This is a genomic window from Cohnella sp. LGH (genome assembly GCF_017671885.1).
GTDB classification, from domain to species: domain Bacteria; phylum Bacillota; class Bacilli; order Paenibacillales; family Paenibacillaceae; genus Cohnella; species Cohnella phaseoli.
In genome coordinates, this window is sequence record NZ_CP072117.1 from 6,590,303 (window position 1) to 6,609,078 (window position 18,776).

The window sequence follows — 18,776 nt, forward strand, 5'->3', positions numbered from 1 at the left end:
GATGATTGAACTTAGTCTGATAATCTATAGAAACAATTCATTAATAAATGTCTTATATAACATGCAAATTGAATCAGACGGAATTGTTTATGTGAATTTAGAAACTTTATCGGAAGTTTTAATGATATCGAAACGGGAAATTTCTTACGATTTTCAAACAGAATATTTAACCTTGTTAACAAGAGATAACAAGATTCAAATAGGTGAGAGTACGGTGTTATTCAACAATGTTGTGGCGCTTCGGAATGGATATATTTCTTATCAGGGTTTTAAGTACGTACCATTAAGAGTAATCGTTGAATGCTTTAATGGTACGTACTTAAAAAAAGGGCATGAAATAAGAGTAGAGCTTTAACAGAAGTTATTTATCCGTTTTCTCGTAAAACTCACTGATCGATTTCAATAAACTGTCACGTATATACACGTAGTTTTTATCACCTCTGTAGGCATCGCAATTAGGTGTATAGTGGTCTTGTACCATTACGGTAAATTCAGTGTTTGTAAAAGTAAGGGTATTTGTTTCGGAGTTATAGTTTATATCTCTGATGGAGATTCCGTTTTTTTCAGCTCCCTCTCGTAGAATAGAGTAGCCATTCTGCTGTGATGTAATTTTTTCATCAGGATTGCTGCTAGGTGGGAGGGCTATTTGATTAGAAGGGGTATTAGTGACAATATTAATATCCTTGCCGCTCAACTCAATCTTCCCACCGACAGCCTCGGCAGCTTTTCTTAATGGAAGGTAGGTTGTGTTGTTGTAAGATATTGCAGATGCATCTAGCTGCTTTCCATTGACCGAAACTTTAATATCGGGGCGAAGCTTCGCACTAATAGTTTTGATCGCTTCAGCTCCATAAGCAGAACCAGCAGTTGCACAAATTGCGCCTGCTAAGAATACAATTGCATATTTTGACGTTTGTTTCATTCTAATCATCTCCTCAATAAAGGCTGATGATTTTTATTATAGATGAGAACGTAAAATATGGAAACCAGCCTAAAGAACTCTATTCTAGCAATGTTTGGGGTGAGGTTCATGGTCGCTTAAGAATCCGAAGCCAGCGGATTCTAAACGGTGTATGGAATGCAACGGCCAGAAGCATTCAAGCCTCTGTGGACAATATGGTAACGATCGATCGCAAAGGCGTTATTGTCAGCGATCCGAACACGCCAGACGACATTCTGATTTTGTAGAAGGGGCTGCTGGCAATCAGTCGCAACGGAGGCAACACCTGGTCGACGGCGATTAATGCGAACGGGGTATTTGCTGAACGGCTTGTTGGACAGATTCTGGTCGGGACGAATCTGAGTATCAGCAACAGCAGCGGATCGGTTCAGATCAATGCCAATGGGATGACGGTAACGGATATGAGTCTTAACCTGATCAATTCCACGGTCAAATCCAAAGTGCTAATCAATCCGAATGACGGGTTCAAGGTGCAGAAAAACACCGGAACAACGGGCGCTCCGGTGTGGTCGGATCAGATCTCTCTGGATAGCAGCGGCAACGCTCTGTTCGGCGGCGTTCTTAGCATCGGTAGCGGCGGTGCCGTAGTCAAAGCCGACAGCAATACAGGATTGTGGGTTGGGGCGTCGGCTTTCGCTAGTGCTCCTTTTCGGGTGGATTTGAATGGGACGGTTACCGCAAGTAGATTTAATCTAACTGGTGGCACCATGAATATCAATAATAAATTTATTGTGGATAGCTCCGGCAATCTCACGGCTTCCGGGAATATTGCGGCTAACGCTCTTGTCTCTGGATCATATATTCAGGCTCCTACGATCATGAGTGGAACTATCAGCATTGGGAGCGGTCGATTTTCCGTTGATATCAATGGGAACGTATATGCTAACAATGGCACGTTTGTTTCCGGCTCATTTTCTGGAAACATTACCTCAACTGCCACCATCGAAGGGGGAAATCTAAAAGGTGCGACAATCGATGGTGGCAAGATTAATATTACAACGGACATTTCAGTAGGAAATAATGTGTATGTTGGAACGAATGATACCCAAACTGGTAAAAGCATTTGGTTTCGTACAGGAACAAGCATGGCGGTTATTGGTTATAACAGCAGTTATGCTCAGATCTATCTCAGTGCGATGCATGGCGTTAATATTAATGGTGGTGATTTGTATGTAAATGATGACCCAGTTGCAACTCAAGCATGGGTTCGACAAAATATTGTTGCTAAATGGGGCTAATTACATTTTTCTTTACTTGGAATTTGTTTAAGTGACATAAGTCGTCTTTATCCAAAAATTGGAGCAGAAAATCTTCGGTGTAGTAGGTACGATCAATTTTGCTATCGTAGTAATAATCAATATTATCCTTGGTGATAAAATTAGTTCCTTTGTAGACAATAACAATATTACCGTCAATTACTGGTCGTGTAGCAAAGGTTTCTTTTGCCTCACGAATATACGTAGCGGTTTCTCTCCACTCATACAACACTTTGCTTTCAAGTGTTGGGGTTTCGGTAGAATTGTTATTTGTGTTTGAACTAGAGTTTCCATTATTGCTACTGGGGCTTGCAGGTTTTGGTTCAGTAACTATATTAATATCCTTGCCGTTTAACTCAATCTTCCCACCGACAGCCTCGGCAGCTTTTCTTAATGGAAGGTAGGTTGTGTTGTTGTAAGAGATTGCAGAAGCGTCTAACTGCTTGCCATTGACTGAAACTTTAATATCGGGGCGGAGCTTAGCGCTAATAGTCTTGATCGCTTCGGTACCATAAGCGGAACCGGCAGTTGCGAAAATAGCGCCTGCCAAGAATACAATTGCATATTTTGACGTTTGTTTCATTCCAATCATCTCCTCAATAAAGGCTGATGATTTTTATTATAGATGAGAACGTAAAATATGGAAAACAGCATAAAGGACTCAATTCAATTTAAAAGGAGGAGAGTTTAGTGGCCATTTTTAACTGTACGCCTGCCAACGATAAAGAGGTCACATGGTCAATCTCGGGTTTAAGCAATCCGTGGCGTTCGCAATATTATCAGGCCGCCTACTTGTCAACATTGCCTGCGCCTAATACTACGACTGCACCTCCGGTAATATTGAGTACGCAAACTACTACCGGTTCTGGAAGCAGTAGTTTTACTCCATCCGTAACAACAAGCGGTGGTAATGCTTTCTCGGGAGGAAAAACGTATACATTGTATGGAATTGTCCAGAATGCCAGCGGGAGTTATACCAATGTTGGTTCTAGCACGGTGACAATGCCATTGCCGACTGATACTACACCGCCTGGTTCTAATGGTCTGTTCACGATTACGGCGATAACAGAAACAAGTATTACAATATTTGCTGAGGGCGCTACGGATACGGGATCGGGAGTTGCGGGATATAGAGTCTACTATCAATTAGGGGAAACATCGACCCCATCCACTTACCATACGACGATTTACGGGGCAAGCGGCCAAGCAACGATATCCGGTCTGTCCGCAGGCACATTGTATACAGTTGGAACTCAAGCTTTTGATCATGCCGGAAACCGTCGAAGTGATTTCACTGCTGGCCAGGCTACGACATTGACTGCGATACCAACTGCTCCGATAGTTACGGAACGAATTGACGGAGGTTTTGTAATCCAATGGGGTTCAATATCCGGTGCGAATCAGTATCAACTTGAGTTCAAACCAACAGTGAATCAGGTATGGCAATCGAGGACTACCACTGCAACTTCGACGACTCTTATTCTTGGTCAATGGGGGCTGCAATACGACTTTCGTGTCAGAGCCAGTAAAAATAACGGTTCGGCATGGGGGGGATACTCTGGTACTAACATCGCGACGACAAATCCTAAAACCCCAAAGTTATTGGGTAATTATGCGAATGGAACAGCAACTTTTACGTTCGCTGAGGTAAGCGGGAGCTTTTCTGTTTTAATAGTTGACCGATATTTAAGAGCGAATAACGCACTGGTAGATTCGAAGACAACAACCATGAGTGGCGGAAGTGTATCGTGGACCATAAACAGTGGGATACAGCAATACTATTTTAGAGCACGGGCAAGACTTGATGTGAGCAGCACCTCTTTATACGGGATTAGTTTGTCGAATACCGTACAGTTTGACAGACCTGAACCCTTTGAATGGACTTATGCAGGTTGCAGTTTAAGTCCTCCATTTGACCGGATATCCGGCAAAGTGAAAAATCCGAATCTTGGCTTTTACGCTACCGCAGAGGAATGGAACAAGTTAATTGCGAAAGTTCTGGAGCTTCGCACTTATAAAGGATTAGGCCCATTTAGTTATAATTCAGCAGAGAAGGGACAGCAGCCTAAAGCAGCGCAATTCACTCAAGTTCGAAATGCAATTGCATCTATGAACAGTTCGGGATTACCTGGTCCGAAAGAAGCTGGGGATACAATCACAGCCAAGGATTTCAACGATCTGGTCGCTTGTTTGAACGCAATTCAATAAAACTTTGATGAGGACTCCAGCAGAGTTCTTTTTTTATTATCCTAAGGAGGGTTTACAATGCCATCATTTGATTATGATTTGAGCACGATTACCAAGTACAGAGCCGGTACGTCTGAGGATCCTTACATTCCAATTACCGAGGCCGGAAAAGTAAACAATAACCACATTGTCCTTGCTGAAATTCCAGTTCGTCTTAACGGAGTAACGATTACCGGATATTTCGAATGTAAGGAAATGCCGGAGACCGGCTTGCCGTCAACAGGCTTTATTGTGGATTATAACGAGGGTATCGTTACTTTTGCGCCTGAACAAGAGGGGAAAACGGTAACGATTGGGTATGTTGGTCGCGGGAATCATTTTGTGAGCAGCAAACGGATTTGGACAAAAAGAAATGGCGACGACGTCGTTGAAACTCTAGAGGACGTTATTGAGAAGGGTGAAGCGGCGATTGGTCATTTGGAGGAAATCGATCAAGCTCTGAACGATGCCCACACTGCCATCCAAGCTGCTAATGAAGCTATTCAAGATGCCAACGAAACAAATAGCTTCATCCAGCAAGCCGAGATTATCAGACAGGCAAATGAATTGGCCCGCGAAGCTCATAAAAATTCATGGTCGTTCAAGGGAGAATATAATCCTGCTGCATCCTATGAAGCTAACAATCAAGTTCATTTTAATGGCTCATCCTATATTGCCCTGCAAAATTCCGTAAACAAGAAGCCTGATCTGGAGCCCGTCTACTGGGGCGTGGTTGCGCAGCAAGGCGTCCAAGGTATTCAGGGGGAAAGGGGCGATAAAGGAGACACGGGGGAACAAGGTATTCAAGGCGAGAAAGGAGATAAAGGGGAACAAGGACCCAAGGGAGACCAAGGCGAAAAGGGAGACAAAGGCGACCAAGGAGAGCAAGGAATCCAAGGTCTAACCGGAGAAAAAGGCGATCAGGGAGATAAGGGCGATAGAGGAGATACTGGCCTCCAAGGAGAGCAGGGAATCCAAGGTCTAACCGGTGAAAAGGGAGATAAGGGCGATAAAGGTGACAAAGGGGATACCGGACTTCAAGGGGAACAGGGAATCCAAGGTATTCAAGGCGAGAAAGGCGATAAGGGGGATCAAGGCGACCGAGGAGAGCAAGGCATCCAAGGGGAAAAGGGCGACAAGGGTGACAAAGGTGATAAGGGAGAAAAGGGTGACGATGTAAAATGGCGCGGAGCGTATCAAGCGACTACGGCTTATATACCAAGGGACATCGTGGAGTTTAACGGCTCCTCCTATATCAACATTTTGGAATCCACAGGCCATGCACCGACAAATACGATGTACTGGGACTTGTTTGCTCGTCGTGGCGTAGATGGCGCAGGTAGTTTATCGGAAATCCTATCTACAAACAACGATCTTGTCGTTATCAATCCAACCACGAATGCCGATCTTTCGATTTCTCCTGTGTTAAAAGCCGAATGGAGCGGCAAGCAAGACGCTTTGGGCTTTACGCCTGAGAATATCGAAAACAAAAATCAACCCGGAGGCTACGCTGGTCTTGGAAGTGACGGGAAGGTCTTTCCTGAACAGTTGCCTGTCATCGAAGATGTCTCTTGGGAGAATCTGAGCGGTAAGCCTACGACTTTAGCAGGTTATGGTATTACCGATGCTGTGCCTTCAAACCATATTGGTTCTGGTGGAGATGCACACGCCCTTGCATCGCAATCTGCCGCTGGATTTATTTCTGCCGAAGATCAAACCAAATTGGATGGAATTGAAGCAGGGGCGAATAATTATGTTCATCCTGAAAACCATCCTGCATCCATTATTATTCAAGATACTGATAATAGGTTTGTAAGCGATGCGGAGAAAGCAGTATGGAATACTATTGGAACACGAACAGAAGTAAACGTACTAGATTATGGTGCTGATCCAACTGGAAATACTTCTAGTTCACAAGCGATTAATGATGCAATCACATATGCTTATAATAATTCAATTTTCAACGTTTTCATCCCGGCTGGTGATTTTCTTTTAAATGTTCCGATTGTCACCAAACAACATATCAATTTATACGGAATCGGTTGGAGAACAAAGCTAAAAATTGCGGACAATACTGATATTGATGCGATCCAAACAGAAGGACTTGCTTATGAGAGTAATATTCGTCACCTTCTAATTGATTGTAACAAACAGAATAATACGTTTAGTAGTAGCGGTTCAGGCATTAACGGACATTTCGATACATCAGTTATTGAGTATGTACGCATCAAGAACTGTTCTAAAATTGCAATGCGGATCAATGATGACGCAAGCATATATGATGGTTTAGGTTATCTGAATAAAATTAAAAATAATCAAATTGAGGATGCTTATATCGGCATCAAATGGAGTTGGCGTAGCACAGATTCTTGGTGCGAAGGTAATAATGTCGGTTCAGACTATTGCAATATGCTTATCCAAGGTGGCCCACTTAGGATAATAAACAATCACTTCAATGGTAGGCCTGAGTACAACGTGTATTTAGAAGGTGGAAATACAATCGTATTCGCTGAAAATATCTTAGAGAATGCTGGAAAACATGCGTTGTACTCACCTGAACTAAACTTCGAAGATGCATTTAAGAACATTAGCTTCGTAGGTAATATTATTAGAACTTCGTCTCGTGAAACAAATAATACCTATGACCTTATTCATATGGAAGGGAAAGTATCCTTAAATGGTGAAGGGCTACTCATCTCAGGAAATCACCTTGTAAGTTTTGATGGTAGAGTTCCACGATATGCTGTCAACATTAAAAATGTTAAGCATGTAACCATCCAAGATAACAACATGATCGGAGGATTTACAGGCGAAATTCCTTTTAACTTCGATAATGTAATCAATCTGTTGGTGAGTGGGAACGTCCCTGATAAAGGTAACATGGATGTAACGGATGCTGAGAAGGCTGCATGGAATGAGGCAGAAACCAACGCCAAAACCTATACGGACAACAAATTAACCAACCCTACCTTCATTGGGTCGGTAAGGGAAGGGGACTCTACAGAGGCTACGGGCAATAACTCCCATGCTGAAGGGTCTTTTACCGCCGCTGAAGGAGATAGTTCCCATGCAGAGGGCCGAAATAGCCGTGCGCGTAAATATGCCCATGCTGAGGGTGTCAACACTAAGGCATTTGGTGACGCATCCCATGCTGAGGGTTCTAGCTCCGTTGCCCAAGGGGCATACTCCCATGCAGAGGGCATGGACACATATGCCACTGGTATGGCTTCCCATGCAAGCGGTGTAGGAACTGAGGCTTCCGGAACAGGTTCATATGCGGGTGGTAGGGATACTATAGCTGGTGGAGAGTACCAGACCGTCATAGGTAGATACAACTATAACGATCCAAGTAACCTATTTGAGATAGGCGGCGGTGATCCAGCAAACCGTATAAATGCTATGGAAGTAGATCAGTTCGGTAATACAAAAATAACTGGGGACTTCACAGACTGGAAAGGTAGATCCTTGGGCAGCATACAGTCATCTATAGAGCAAGGTCTATCCTCGAAGGCTGGGTTCCCTCTGGAGAAGTGGGAACTAAAAAACAGTCCTGTTGCCAACGTGTGGTCATCTGTTGCATATGGTTTAGGAAGATTCGTGGCTGTAGCTAAGTCCGGCCCTGGGCACAGGATTATGATGTCCAATGACAAGGGTAAGACTTGGGTCACCAAAACTACAACATCTAACAATCGTTGGTCATCTATATGCTTTGGATATACCTCCCCAGTATATGGTGGTGAACCAGTGTTTGTAGCCGTGTCATCAGAGGGAATTGATGATAGGGTTATGAGGTCAGTGGATGGAGGCAACACTTGGACAACTCATGCCGTTGATACATGGGAATGGTCTTCCGTGGTTTCCGGTGCTTACACCCTGCCTAACTTTGGGCAGCGTAACCACTGGTTCGTGGCTGTATCCGCTGATGGGGGCGCTATGACTTCCCCAGACGCTAAGACTTGGACGTTACGAGAGATGCCTAACCTAAACGAGTGGTCATCAGTAACCTATAACCCAGATACAGAAACGTTCCTAGCCGTGGCTAAGACTAGCACGTATGGCGATCAGGTGGCTTACTCTAAAGATGGAGGTGCTACCTGGCAGTCTGCTATGGCCTATGTTGACAGTGCTTGGGAAGCTGTTACCTATGGTGGTGGGCTATACGTGGCCGTATCTAGCAGCGGTTTCCAACGTATCATGGTGTCCTCGGATGGTATCTCATGGGTGTCTGCTAACACAGTCAACTCTTACATCCAGTATGCAGCATGGTCATCCATAACCTACGATAATGGAAGATTCGTAGCCGTTGCCCGTGAAAGCGATTTTGGTATGCCCGTCATGGTGTCACGTGATGGCTACAACTGGGAGGTTTTGCAATACCTTACCGATGACATGGGGAATATTAGCTCAAATAGCTGGACTTCCATTACCCACGGAGACGGTGTATTTTTGGCGGTGGACTCCTCTGCCAGCAATAATAGGGTTGCTATTACGCAAAGTGTAGGTGCTGTTGTGTCCTCTAGTACTGGTGTAGTTAAAGTCATAGAGGATGATGCCGGGAACGGGTATGTCAGATTCTATTTAGACCTAAGCACAGGCAGCGACACCAATAACGGCCTAACACCTAGGACTGCGGTGAAGACGTTTGGGGCACTCAAAAGAGTCCTAGGTATTGATAAGGGCTCTGTCATTGTTAAGCCTAAACTGATCATAGACATTGGTGGGCCTGGTAATATTCCTGTGCTGGAGCTGTCAAACCTGATCCTACAGAATGGTATGGATGTATACTTGTCCAACAACACGTTTGGCAACAACGATACGGTTAACATAGACAGAATAGTATTGAGGAATATTGTAGGTTCATACAACTTGGCGCCTGTCACTGGGCTTGTCAAGGTCACTACTCATGTGGACGTGGACAACTGCCACGGAAAAGGCTACATTAAGGTCAATGATTGGGAGACAACGGGTGGTGTAGTGAGGGTCACTAACAGTAGTAATTTGTCAGTGGAGTCTCAGGTATACGTCAATTACTCAAGAATTATCCTTGAAGGCTGTCAAAACGTGAAGGTTAACAAGATAAGTTCCCTGAAACAGGGGATCATTGACTACTCAGAGTTAGTACACCTAGAGATGTTAACACTAGGCTTGTCTGGGTCTATAATGAATCCTGTCTTACAGGTTAGGAACAAGTCCAATGTTTACATGGATGCTACAGCATCTGCGGGTAACATTACTGTGTTGGTATCCACTGGGTCTCAGCTTACTGTGAGTCAAGGTATTGTGTCTGCAACGAACGTCACCTATGACGTGAGAGACTCTTCCGTACTGCGCAGACTGGAAGCACCCAGTGGTATACTTAGGACGCTGACTGCTGAACATTTTGTCAACTATAGTGAAGCAATTATGCCTTATAAAAATGCTCTTACAGCATCTATAGAAGGCACTGGTAATGTCGGGCGTGCTGCTAATGCCCACGCTGAGGGTTTAAACACTAGGGCTACATCGATTAACTCACACACAGAGGGAGAGCAGACTATAGCCCATGATGGTGTGTTAGGTCACAAAATTCTGTCTTTTGGTGCGGACGGAAATATGATGGCACAGATCACCATTGAATCCAACAGCCCGTACCAATCATATGAGCCTGTATTCCTAGTGACCGCGGATGGCACCAACTATAAACACATGACCGTCTATACTAAGATCGGAGGCGACAAGCTAGTCCTTGCTGAGTATGATGGCACAGTCCGACAAGACGGCTGGGTAGACTTCGGCAATGGATATGTGGTCAAGCTAGGCTCTAATGCTGGTCGAGCCCACGCAGAGGGTTACAGGACATTAGCTGCTGGTAATGCTGCCCATGCAGAAGGATATCTGACTAGAGCCATTGGTAGATACACCCATGCAGAAGGAGAAAGTACCGCTGCTATAGCAGCATCCGGGTGTGCTCACGCTGAAGGGCAATTAACTAAGGCTCTGGGTACGGCTTCCCACTCCGAGGGTAACAATACGTCAGCTCTGGGTGATTACTCTCATGCGGAGGGGGAGCGCACATATGCTAGGGGCGTATCCTCCCACGCAGAGGGAGTGCAAACGACAGCTCTGGGTGATTACTCTCATGCTGAGGGTAACAGCGTATTAGCATCAGGAAAAGCCTCTCATGCCGAAGGTAGCAGTACACAGGCATCAGGAGAATCCTCTCATGCTGAGGGCTCGGTTACAACAGCATCAGGAAAAGCCTCTCATGCCGAGGGTATCAGTACACAGGCAACTGCGGATAGTGCCCATGCAGAAGGTAACGGTACTGTAGCTTCAGTCTTTGCATCACACGCTATGGGCCAGTTTAACAAAACTATGAGTGGGACGCAAACGTCCTATAGCCCGACCGCTGATGCCTTTGTTATTGGTAACGGTTCGAATTCAGCTACCAAAGGTAACGCCTTCCGCGTTACATTTAATGGGGCAGTCTTTGGTCTAAGTGCATTCAATTCTACAGGGGCTGATTACGCAGAGTATTTTGAATGGCTGGATGGCAACCCTGATGCTGAAGATCGTGTTGGTCGCTTTGTAGCGCTCGACGGCGACCTAATACGTACAGCCACAACTAGCGACGACTTCATATTAGGAGTAGTATCTGCCACACCATCTATAGTTGGAGACAGCTATGCTGACGACTGGAAAGAGAAGTATGTGACAGATGAGTGGGGTCGCATCCAGTACCATGAGGTTATAGTTCCCCCTGTATATGGGGAAGATGGTGAACAAGTCTCAGCAGAGCGCATTGAGATTCAACCAGTGTACAACCCCGACTGGAATCCTGAGGAAGAGTACGTTTCCCGTGAAAAGCGTAAGGAATGGGCTCCAATCGGTATGGTGGGTAAACTACTCGTTCGTGACGATGGGACATGCCAAGTAAACGGCTACTGCAAGTCCGGTGATGACGGAGTAGCTACAGCTTCGACTAGTGGCTACCGTGTCATGAAACGTGTGGCTGAAAACATGGTACAAGTTCTAGTGAAGTAAATAGTCGGGGTGCACATCACTATGCACCCCGACTAAATTTCTAAAAGAGAGCGAGATTTTCCACTCGCTCTCTTTCTATTTTAAAAAAGGTTGGTGCATAGGATGTACGATTTTTCATTTAAGTTTTTGGCAAACAGGGATTGGACATGGCTCTATACGCTGTCAGGCCTTTTCGGAGCTATTATTACCTATGCCTTTGGTGGATGGAGTGGTAATTTGGAACTTTTGTTTGTCTTTTTTGCAGTTGACTACATTACGGGCTGCGCTGCGAGTCTTAAAGAAAGAAAAGGATTGAAGAGCACAATCGGCTTTTGGGGTTTGTTTAAGAAAGGGTTAATTCTATTGATGGTGTTTATGGCACATCGGATCGATATTGCTCTTGGAACAAACTATGTGATGAGTGGCGTTATCTATTTTTGGCTTGCTAACGAACTAGTATCAAGTTTGGAGAACTACGGACGTATTGGGATCAAGGTTCCTGGAATTCTACGGAAAGTCATTACGGTTCTGCAAGTAAAAAGTGAAGAATCTAATATCAAAGAAGAAAATAAAGAGACGGTATAACAATCCTCGCGAGAATGTTGGATGCCGTCCTTTTTTATTCTATTAGAAAGGAGACAAAAGATGAAGTCAAAAGGGAACTTTTTACTATTTAGTTCTAAGATTGAATTTCGTGAGTGGTTGTTTAAACAGAATGTGTCACGGAAGATATCGTTAATACAAAATCACCATACTGCATCTCCCAGCTATGCTCATTTCAATGGATCAAATCATTTTGAGAAACTTGAGGGCATGCGAAACTTTCATATCAATGACAGAAATTTCTCAGCGACTGCGCAGCAATTCACGACCTTTCCAGATGGAACCATAGGTGTTTCTCTTGATCGTACTCTGAATATCGTTCCAGCAGGGATAACAGGTGCAAACAGCAATGGAATCTGCATGGAGCATCTAGGTTATTTTGATATCGGTGGAGATAAAATGACTGAAGCTCAACGAGATATTATCTTGTTTTTAAACGCGATTCTCTGTGAGCGATTTAAGCTGCCAATAGATACAGAGCATGTTGTATATCACCACTGGTGGAGTGCAAGTGGGAGTAAGATTTATAACCTAAGAACAGGTGATAGGCTTCAAGGTTCTGCTGCAAAAACTTGTCCAGGGACTGCTTTCTTTGGAGGAAATACTGTACTTGATGCGCAGAAGTTTTTTATTCCAGAGATCATTAAATATAAAGATAATAATTTGGAGAGAGAAGATTCAGCTATGACTTATGTCTACAATAAGATATACAAAGAGCGTATATATGCTTCAAACGGGAAACTAATTCGTTGCGATGGAGATTATAAAACTAAAGCGACTGATGTAAGGATTATAAAGTTTGAAATAGGAAAAGTGGAGTATCGCTTTATTCATGAGAAAGGTAAAAAGGTTAGTGAGCTTGTCAAGAAGCATGGAGCAGATTATGGGTTTAATGGACCTTATTTTTATAATAATCTTCCTCTTGGAGACAGTAAGGATCATGATAATGCTATTTCAAGTGCAACAGGAAAAACACTTAAATGGCATGAATTCGCAGTTGTAAACGGTAAGCCAACTATCGGTAAACTAAATAAGAACGACAAACAAGAACTTCTTGTTCAAGGAGCACCGTTGTTAGTTGAGAACGGTGTTTTAGTTTATGAAAAATATCGTGTAGCTCAAGAAGTTCAAGATGATATTGGTAAATCTCGATGTCAAAGAACTTTTATCGGAATCGACGTAAAAGGCGATTTGTGGTTGTTTATTGGTGATGGGAGGACGACTAGCGATCAGGGCTTAACTCTAGAGGAGATGGCTTTATTTGCTCAATCAAAAGGTTGTCTGAACGCTTTGAACTTTGATGGCGGAGGTTCCACAATCTTAGCAGATCAAACAGGTGGACTTAACCAGAAACTCAACACTGGGGCAAGTGAGCGCGTTGTGCATCATGCTATTCTTGTTTATTTGAACAAGCAATCGGAAGAGCCTAATAAGGATGACGGTGCAAAAATGGAGTCGAGATACTCGCCAATTGAGATTGATTTGATTGATACAAAGACGAATACGAGTGAGACGGTTCAAGGCTTTGTCAAAGACGGAAAATCATTCGTTGAGGTGCGTAAGGCTGGAGATTTTTTTGGTGCAAAAGTGGGATATAACTCAACAACCCAAAAAGCAAGCCTGACTAAATAAGGAGGGTTGACAAAAAAATCTCTCCCTGTTAACCTCTAATAGTAATTATTACGATTAAAAGAGGACAAAGCCGGACCACAAGTCCGGTTTCCCTTTCGACCAAAATCGTAATTATTACGATTAAATAACAAGAGGTGTAGGAAAAGATGCTTCACTACGACTTCATGCAGAGGGCGTTTCTGGCCGGAGGGGCGATCGCGATGATTGCGTCGGTGCTGGGCGTTTATCTGATGCTGAGAGGGCAGGCGCTAATGGCGGATATGCTGTCGCATGTGTCGTTGGCGGGGGTGACTGCGGGAGCGTTGGCGCGGGGCAGTCCGGCGCTGGCCGGCTTTGTAGTTGCGGTGATCGGGGCGATTGTGGCGGAAAATGTTCGTCGTTCGTACCGATCGTACTCCGATGTGTCCGTCGCGATTATTATGATCGGCGGACTGTCTACGGCGGTTGTGTTAATGTCGCTGAATCCCGGTGTGGGGAGAAGCTTCAGCTCGTACTTGTTCGGATCGGTGGAAGTTTCCTTGGCGGGCTCTCTCGGCGGGAGACGGCGGCGCATACCGCTGCGGATCGATGCCGTTTTCGATGATGGCGGTTTTGGCGGTCGATTGCGGATATTTCAGGCGGTACGCCTCCGCGACGTGCTGGGCCACGCAGACGACTCTGTTCACTCCGAGCAGGCTCGTTCGCTCCAGCATTTTGCTCTTCCAGTCGGGCCAATCGTCCGTACCGTTGTGTACCGTCGTAATCGTCGAAACCTTGCGTCCCCAAAGATTGGCGATTCCGGCATACATGTTCGGAACCGGGCCATGGGCGTTCACGACGTCGGGAGAGATATCGCGAAGCACCCGCTTCAGCCGGAGCATCGACCGGAAAGTCCCTTCTCCGGGCCGCTTGTTCAATTCGACCAGCCGGATGCCTTCGCGCTCAAGCGCCTCGGCAAGCTGGTCGCGCTTAACGCGGTCTCTCGATTCGTAGAGCGCGATCAGCCAGCATTCGATGGACAAGCCGCGAAATCGGCCGATCAGGTCGAGAACGATTTTCTCAGCCCCCCCGTACTGCAGGGAAGTAATCATAAACGCGATTTTCATAGCGTCGGTATCCCTTCGATTGAATGAATTGAACTCTTTCCAGATCGGCTTCGACCATCATCGCGATCAAGCCCTCGAAATCGACCTTGGGCCTCCAGCCCAGCTTCGCTCTCGCTTTGGCGCAGTCGCCCAGCAAAAGATCCACCTCGGCCGGCCGGCAAAGCGACTTATCCTGTACGACGAAATCGCGGTAATCGAGCCCGACGTACTTGAAGGCGATCTCCAGAAGCTCGCGGACGGAATGCGTCTCGCCCGTGGCGATGACGTAATCCTCCGGCGTCTCCTGCTGCAGCATCATCCACATCGCCTCTACGTAATCTCCCGCGTAGCCCCAATCTCTCACCGCATCCAGATTGCCCATCTTTAGCTCGGACTGCAGTCCGCCGGCGATCCGGGCTACCGCGTCGGTTACCTTGCGGGTAACGAACTCGATGCCGCGGCGCGGCGATTCGTGATTAAACAAAATGCCCGAGCAAGCGAACATATCGTAGCTTTCGCGGTAATTCACCGTCATCCAATGCGCGTACAACTTCGATACGCCGTACGGGCTTCTCGGATAGAAGGGAGTCGTCTCCCGCTGCGGGCACTCCACGACCTTGCCGAACATTTCGCTGCTCGACGCTTGATAATAACGGACCTCCGGCTTCGTTAGCCGGACCGCTTCGAGCAGATTGGTCGCTCCGAGCGCCGTCAAGTCGCTCGTTAACAGCGGCTGCGGCCACGAGGTGCCGACATAGGACTGCGCGGCCAGGTTGTAGACCTCGTCCGGATCGGAGACGCGGACGGCGCGGATGAGCGAGCTCAAATCCGTCAAATCCCCTTCGAGCAGTTCGATATCGTCCAGCAGATGCTCGATATTCGCATGATTGGGCGTGCTCGTTCTTCTTCTCAGCCCGTAGACACGGTAGCCCTTCTCCAGCAGCAGCTCCGCCAAATAAGATCCGTCTTGACCGGTAATGCCCGTTATAAGCGCTCTCTTCACAATAGAATCCTTCTTTCTTCCGACTTGGCGGCGATATTTTTCAGGAACCACCGATAGGTGCTTGCAATGCCGGCCTGCAGCGGTATTTTCGCCTGCCAGCCCAGCCGCTCCATCTTCGAGCAATCCAGCAGCTTGCGCGGCGTCCCATCGGGCAGATCGGGGTTAAATCGCAGCGCGCCCGCATAACCGACCGCAGCCCGTACGAGCTCCGCCAGCTCCAGGATCGTCAAATCCTCGCCCGTGCCGATGTTGACGATGTCGCCCTCCTCGTACACTTCCATCAGGTGCGCGCAAGCGTCCGCCAGATCGTCGGCATGCAGAAATTCGCGCCTGGGCCGGCCGGAGCCCCAAACCTCAACGAACGGGGAGCCATTCTCCTTGGCTTCGTGCATTTTACGAATCAGGGCGGGCAGCACATGCGAGGTCTGCGGGTCGAAATTGTCGCGCGGACCGTACAAATTAGTCGGCATCGCCGAGATGAAGGTCGTGCCGAATTGGCGGTTGTAGGCCTGGCACATTTTGATTCCGGCAATTTTGGCAACGGCGTACGCCTCGTTCGTCGGCTCCAGTTCGCCCGTCAGCAAATATTCCTCTTTCAGCGGCTGCGGGGCCAGCTTCGGATAGATACAGCTGCTTCCGAGAAACAGCAGCTTTTTCACAGATGTCCGATAAGCCGCGTCGATGACGCTCATCTGAATGAACAGATTGTCGCGAATAAACTCTCCCGGCATGTCCCGATTCGCCACAATGCCGCCCACCTTGGCCGCCGCCAGAAACACGTAATCGAACTGCTCCTGCCGGAAAAACTCCAATACCGCCAGACCGTCTCTCAGATCAAGCTGGCTTCGCGTTCGCGTCACGATCTGACGAAAGCCTCTGGCCAGCAAATTCCGTTCGATGGCGGACCCGACCAGGCCCCGGTGCCCAGCTACGAATATTTTGGCGTCTCGATCCATTGCGCAACCTCCTAGGGCGTGTCTGCATCCTTCGAGGGCAGCAGATTTTGCCGAATTTTCGTTCTATGCAAGGAACTTTCGTGAAGGCGTACCGGGGGTACGTCAAGCAAAAGTGACGAAGCAGGGGAGACGCTCCCGAGCGGGTTTGCAGACACGCCCTAGTAAGCGTCCTTCGCCTTGAACATAACGACTACTGTTCTGGCGATCAGCTTGATGTCCAGCCAGACCGAACGGCGTTCGATGTAATCCAAATCCATCTCCACCATCTCCGTAAAATGGAGACGATTCCTTCCGCTCACCTGCCATAGCCCGGTACACCCCGGCTTGACCTGCAGACGAAGAAGTTCGTAGCCGCTGTACCGCTCCACTTCCTCCGGCAACGGGGGGCGCGGCCCGACAAGGCTCATTTCTCCCCGGACGACGTTAAACAGCTGCGGCAGCTCATCCAGGCTCGTTTTGCGCAGGAAGCGGCCAACCCTTGTAATTCGCGGATCGTTCTTGATTTTGAACACGGCGCCTTCCATTTCGTTCAAATGCTTGATCCGCTCCAATTGCTTCTCTGCGTCGCCGACCATGGATCTGAATTTGTAGATCCGAAACGGCTTGCCGTCCTTGCCGAGCCGGGTCTGCGTGTACAGCGCCGGACTGGACGGCTCCTCCAGCTTGACCGCGAGCGCGATCAGCAGCAGAAAGGGAGCCAGAGGAGGCAGCGCGGCCGAGGTCAGGACGAGATCGAGCATCCGTTTGGCCCGGTCGTATGCGGAGCGGCCGGCGCGAGCCGGACTGGGTGTATTCGGATTGAGCGTATTCTGTAGGAGCGAGTTTTGACTGAGCGTGTAGGGCGAGTAAGGAGCATAAGAGGTCGAAGCGATTTTCATATTGGCTTCTTTGGAATTTGGCATCGTCATTTCATCCTCGGGGGCCCGTATTATAATCGATAGGATTGAGCGGCTTGCAGCAGCTTCTCCATTTCCTTCAAAACCGGGTACTTCAGTTCTTCATTGCGTAAGGCGAAGTCGAGCGTCGTTAAAATAAAGCCGAGCTTCTCGCCCACATCGTACCGCCGGCCTTGGAATTGATAGGCGTACACCTGATCCAGCTTCGACAGCCGCTGAATGGCGTCGGTTAATTGAATCTCTCCCCCGGTGCCGACGATGTGCTCGTCGAGCAGCGTAAAGATGTCCGGCGTTAAAATATAGCGGCCGAGCACGGCCAGATTGGAAGCGACGGTTCCCCGCGGCGGCTTCTCGTAAATCTCGGACACGAGGGATAATCCATCCTCGTCCTGCTCCGGTACGACGATGCCGTATCTGTGCGTCTCCTCGTACGGGACGGGCTGAACGCCGACGATCGATTTCTGCGTCAGTTGAAATTGCTCCATCATTTGCTGCAGACAGGGCGTATTCGCCTGAACGATATCGTCGCCCAACAGCACCGCGAACGGCTCGTTCCCGATGAATTTGCGGGCGCACCAGACCGCATGTCCGAGACCCAGAGGCATTCTTTGGCGAATATAATGAATGTCTACCAGATTGGAGGACCTCTGAACCTCCTCCAGAAGCTGAAGCTTGTTTTTCTCGTAGAGCGTATGCTCAAGCTCGAAATGGCTGTCGAAATGATCCTCGATGGCACGCTTTCCTTTGCCGGTCACGATAAGGATTTCTTCGATTCCCGACTGCACAGCCTCCTCGACGATATATTGAATCGTCGGCTTGTCTATGATCGGAAGCATTTCCTTCGGCATCGCCTTAGTCGCCGGCAAAAAGCGCGTGCCAAGACCTGCCGCCGGAATAATCGCCTTCTTCACTCTTTTCCACTTTCTCAACGTCAACCCCGCCTTTTCACATGTTAATCGGATAAAAAGATCAAGAGCGGCTTCTTGATGGAGCCGCCCAGGGAGCCTTTCACAAAAGGGGCGCAACTGCGCGCCGATTATCGGAACGTTCAAAAAGCCGCTCCTGATCCTTCTATTTGAACTGCTTCAATTGTGTAATTTAGTGGGGCATCCAACCCCTCCTCACGTCAAACCCTCGACGATTCACGTCTAAGGCGGGAAGCCGCCCACAGCTTGAC

At 47.4% G+C, this 18,776-nt stretch carries 13 protein-coding genes and 1 pseudogene; 7 read left to right on the forward strand and 7 right to left on the reverse strand.

All coding sequences use genetic code 11. The features are described 5' to 3' along the window. The first annotated feature begins 1 nt into the window (after window position 1). A complete protein-coding gene (locus J4772_RS27460; RefSeq protein WP_209072296.1) occupies window positions 2–355 on the forward strand; it encodes a hypothetical protein in 354 nt (117 codons plus the stop codon). A gap of 6 nt (window positions 356–361) precedes the next feature. On the opposite strand, the gene J4772_RS27465 is transcribed toward J4772_RS27460, so the two are convergent. After that, window positions 362–922, reverse strand: coding sequence for a stalk domain-containing protein (locus tag J4772_RS27465; protein WP_209072297.1), 561 nt, complete (start codon window positions 920–922; stop codon window positions 362–364). Between the two features lie 440 nt (window positions 923–1,362). On the opposite strand from J4772_RS27465, the gene J4772_RS27470 reads away from it, so the two are divergent. Further along, entirely contained in the window at window positions 1,363–2,199 is an 837-nt protein-coding gene (locus J4772_RS27470; protein ID WP_209072298.1) for a hypothetical protein, read from the forward strand. Here the strand turns inward: J4772_RS27470 and J4772_RS27475 are convergent. Then, on the reverse strand, window positions 2,186–2,800 hold the full coding sequence (locus tag J4772_RS27475; protein ID WP_209072299.1) for a stalk domain-containing protein: 615 nt from the start codon (window positions 2,798–2,800) through the stop codon (window positions 2,186–2,188). The genes J4772_RS27470 and J4772_RS27475 overlap by 14 nt on opposite strands. A 107-nt stretch (window positions 2,801–2,907) precedes the next feature. Between J4772_RS27475 and J4772_RS27480 the strand changes: the two genes are divergently transcribed. From J4772_RS27480 to J4772_RS37675, 5 genes and pseudogenes are all read left to right on the forward strand, one after another. Further along, window positions 2,908–4,425, forward strand: a complete 1,518-nt coding sequence (locus tag J4772_RS27480) for a fibronectin type III domain-containing protein (RefSeq protein WP_209072300.1) — start codon at window positions 2,908–2,910, stop codon at window positions 4,423–4,425. 57 nt (window positions 4,426–4,482) lie between these two features. Next, the gene (locus tag J4772_RS27485) at window positions 4,483–11,466 is read left to right on the forward strand and encodes a peptidase G2 autoproteolytic cleavage domain-containing protein (RefSeq protein WP_209072301.1); all 6,984 of its coding nucleotides are present in this window, start codon (window positions 4,483–4,485) and stop codon (window positions 11,464–11,466) included. Window positions 11,467–11,568: 102 nt separating this feature from the next. Next, the gene (locus J4772_RS27490) at window positions 11,569–12,030 is read left to right on the forward strand and encodes a phage holin family protein (RefSeq protein ID WP_209072302.1); all 462 of its coding nucleotides are present in this window, start codon (window positions 11,569–11,571) and stop codon (window positions 12,028–12,030) included. 60 nt (window positions 12,031–12,090) lie between these two features. Then, window positions 12,091–13,680 carry a phosphodiester glycosidase family protein gene (locus J4772_RS27495; RefSeq protein WP_209072303.1) on the forward strand — a complete coding sequence of 530 codons (1,590 nt, stop codon included), beginning with the start codon at window positions 12,091–12,093 and terminating at the stop codon, window positions 13,678–13,680. Between the two features lie 146 nt (window positions 13,681–13,826). After that, window positions 13,827–14,189: pseudogene (locus tag J4772_RS37675) on the forward strand (metal ABC transporter permease); the annotation flags it as partial. Here J4772_RS37675 and J4772_RS37680 read toward each other — a convergent pair. The 5 genes from J4772_RS37680 to galU form a co-directional block, all read right to left on the reverse strand. Continuing rightward, window positions 14,130–14,765, reverse strand: a complete 636-nt coding sequence (locus tag J4772_RS37680; RefSeq protein ID WP_209077475.1) for a glycosyltransferase — start codon at window positions 14,763–14,765, stop codon at window positions 14,130–14,132. The pseudogene J4772_RS37675 and the gene J4772_RS37680 sit on opposite strands and share 60 nt — an antisense overlap. Further along, on the reverse strand, window positions 14,719–15,747 hold the full coding sequence (gene gmd, locus J4772_RS27510; RefSeq protein WP_209072304.1) for a GDP-mannose 4,6-dehydratase: 1,029 nt from the start codon (window positions 15,745–15,747) through the stop codon (window positions 14,719–14,721). The genes J4772_RS37680 and gmd overlap by 47 nt, the downstream gene beginning before the upstream one ends. Beyond that, complete coding sequence (locus tag J4772_RS27515; protein ID WP_209072305.1) at window positions 15,744–16,703, reverse strand: GDP-L-fucose synthase family protein; 960 nt, start codon at window positions 16,701–16,703, stop codon at window positions 15,744–15,746. Before J4772_RS27515 ends, gmd begins: the two co-directional genes overlap by 4 nt. Before the next feature lie 158 nt (window positions 16,704–16,861). After that, window positions 16,862–17,605, reverse strand: a complete 744-nt coding sequence (locus J4772_RS27520) for a sugar transferase (RefSeq protein ID WP_246016452.1) — start codon at window positions 17,603–17,605, stop codon at window positions 16,862–16,864. A gap of 26 nt (window positions 17,606–17,631) precedes the next feature. Then, the gene (galU, locus tag J4772_RS27525) at window positions 17,632–18,528 is read right to left on the reverse strand and encodes a UTP--glucose-1-phosphate uridylyltransferase GalU (protein WP_116060055.1); all 897 of its coding nucleotides are present in this window, start codon (window positions 18,526–18,528) and stop codon (window positions 17,632–17,634) included. Window positions 18,529–18,776: the final 248 nt, after the last annotated feature.

Bases quoted from the DNA above. Each gene is read 5' to 3' on its own strand.
- J4772_RS27520 (WP_246016452.1), bottom strand. From the start codon at position 17,605: ATGCCAAATTCCAAAGAAGCCAATATGAAAATCGCTTCGACCTCTTAT.
- J4772_RS27465 (WP_209072297.1), bottom strand. From the start codon at position 922: ATGAAACAAACGTCAAAATATGCAATTGTATTCTTAGCAGGCGCAATT.
- J4772_RS27475 (WP_209072299.1), bottom strand. From the start codon at position 2,800: ATGAAACAAACGTCAAAATATGCAATTGTATTCTTGGCAGGCGCTATT.
- J4772_RS27515 (WP_209072305.1), bottom strand. From the start codon at position 16,703: ATGGATCGAGACGCCAAAATATTCGTAGCTGGGCACCGGGGCCTGGTC.
- J4772_RS27495 (WP_209072303.1), top strand. From the start codon at position 12,091: ATGAAGTCAAAAGGGAACTTTTTACTATTTAGTTCTAAGATTGAATTT.
- J4772_RS27490 (WP_209072302.1), top strand. From the start codon at position 11,569: ATGTACGATTTTTCATTTAAGTTTTTGGCAAACAGGGATTGGACATGG.
- J4772_RS27485 (WP_209072301.1), top strand. From the start codon at position 4,483: ATGCCATCATTTGATTATGATTTGAGCACGATTACCAAGTACAGAGCC.
- J4772_RS27470 (WP_209072298.1), top strand. From the start codon at position 1,363: ATGAGTCTTAACCTGATCAATTCCACGGTCAAATCCAAAGTGCTAATC.
- J4772_RS27460 (WP_209072296.1), top strand. From the start codon at position 2: ATGATTGAACTTAGTCTGATAATCTATAGAAACAATTCATTAATAAAT.
- J4772_RS37680 (WP_209077475.1), bottom strand. From the start codon at position 14,765: ATGAAAATCGCGTTTATGATTACTTCCCTGCAGTACGGGGGGGCTGAG.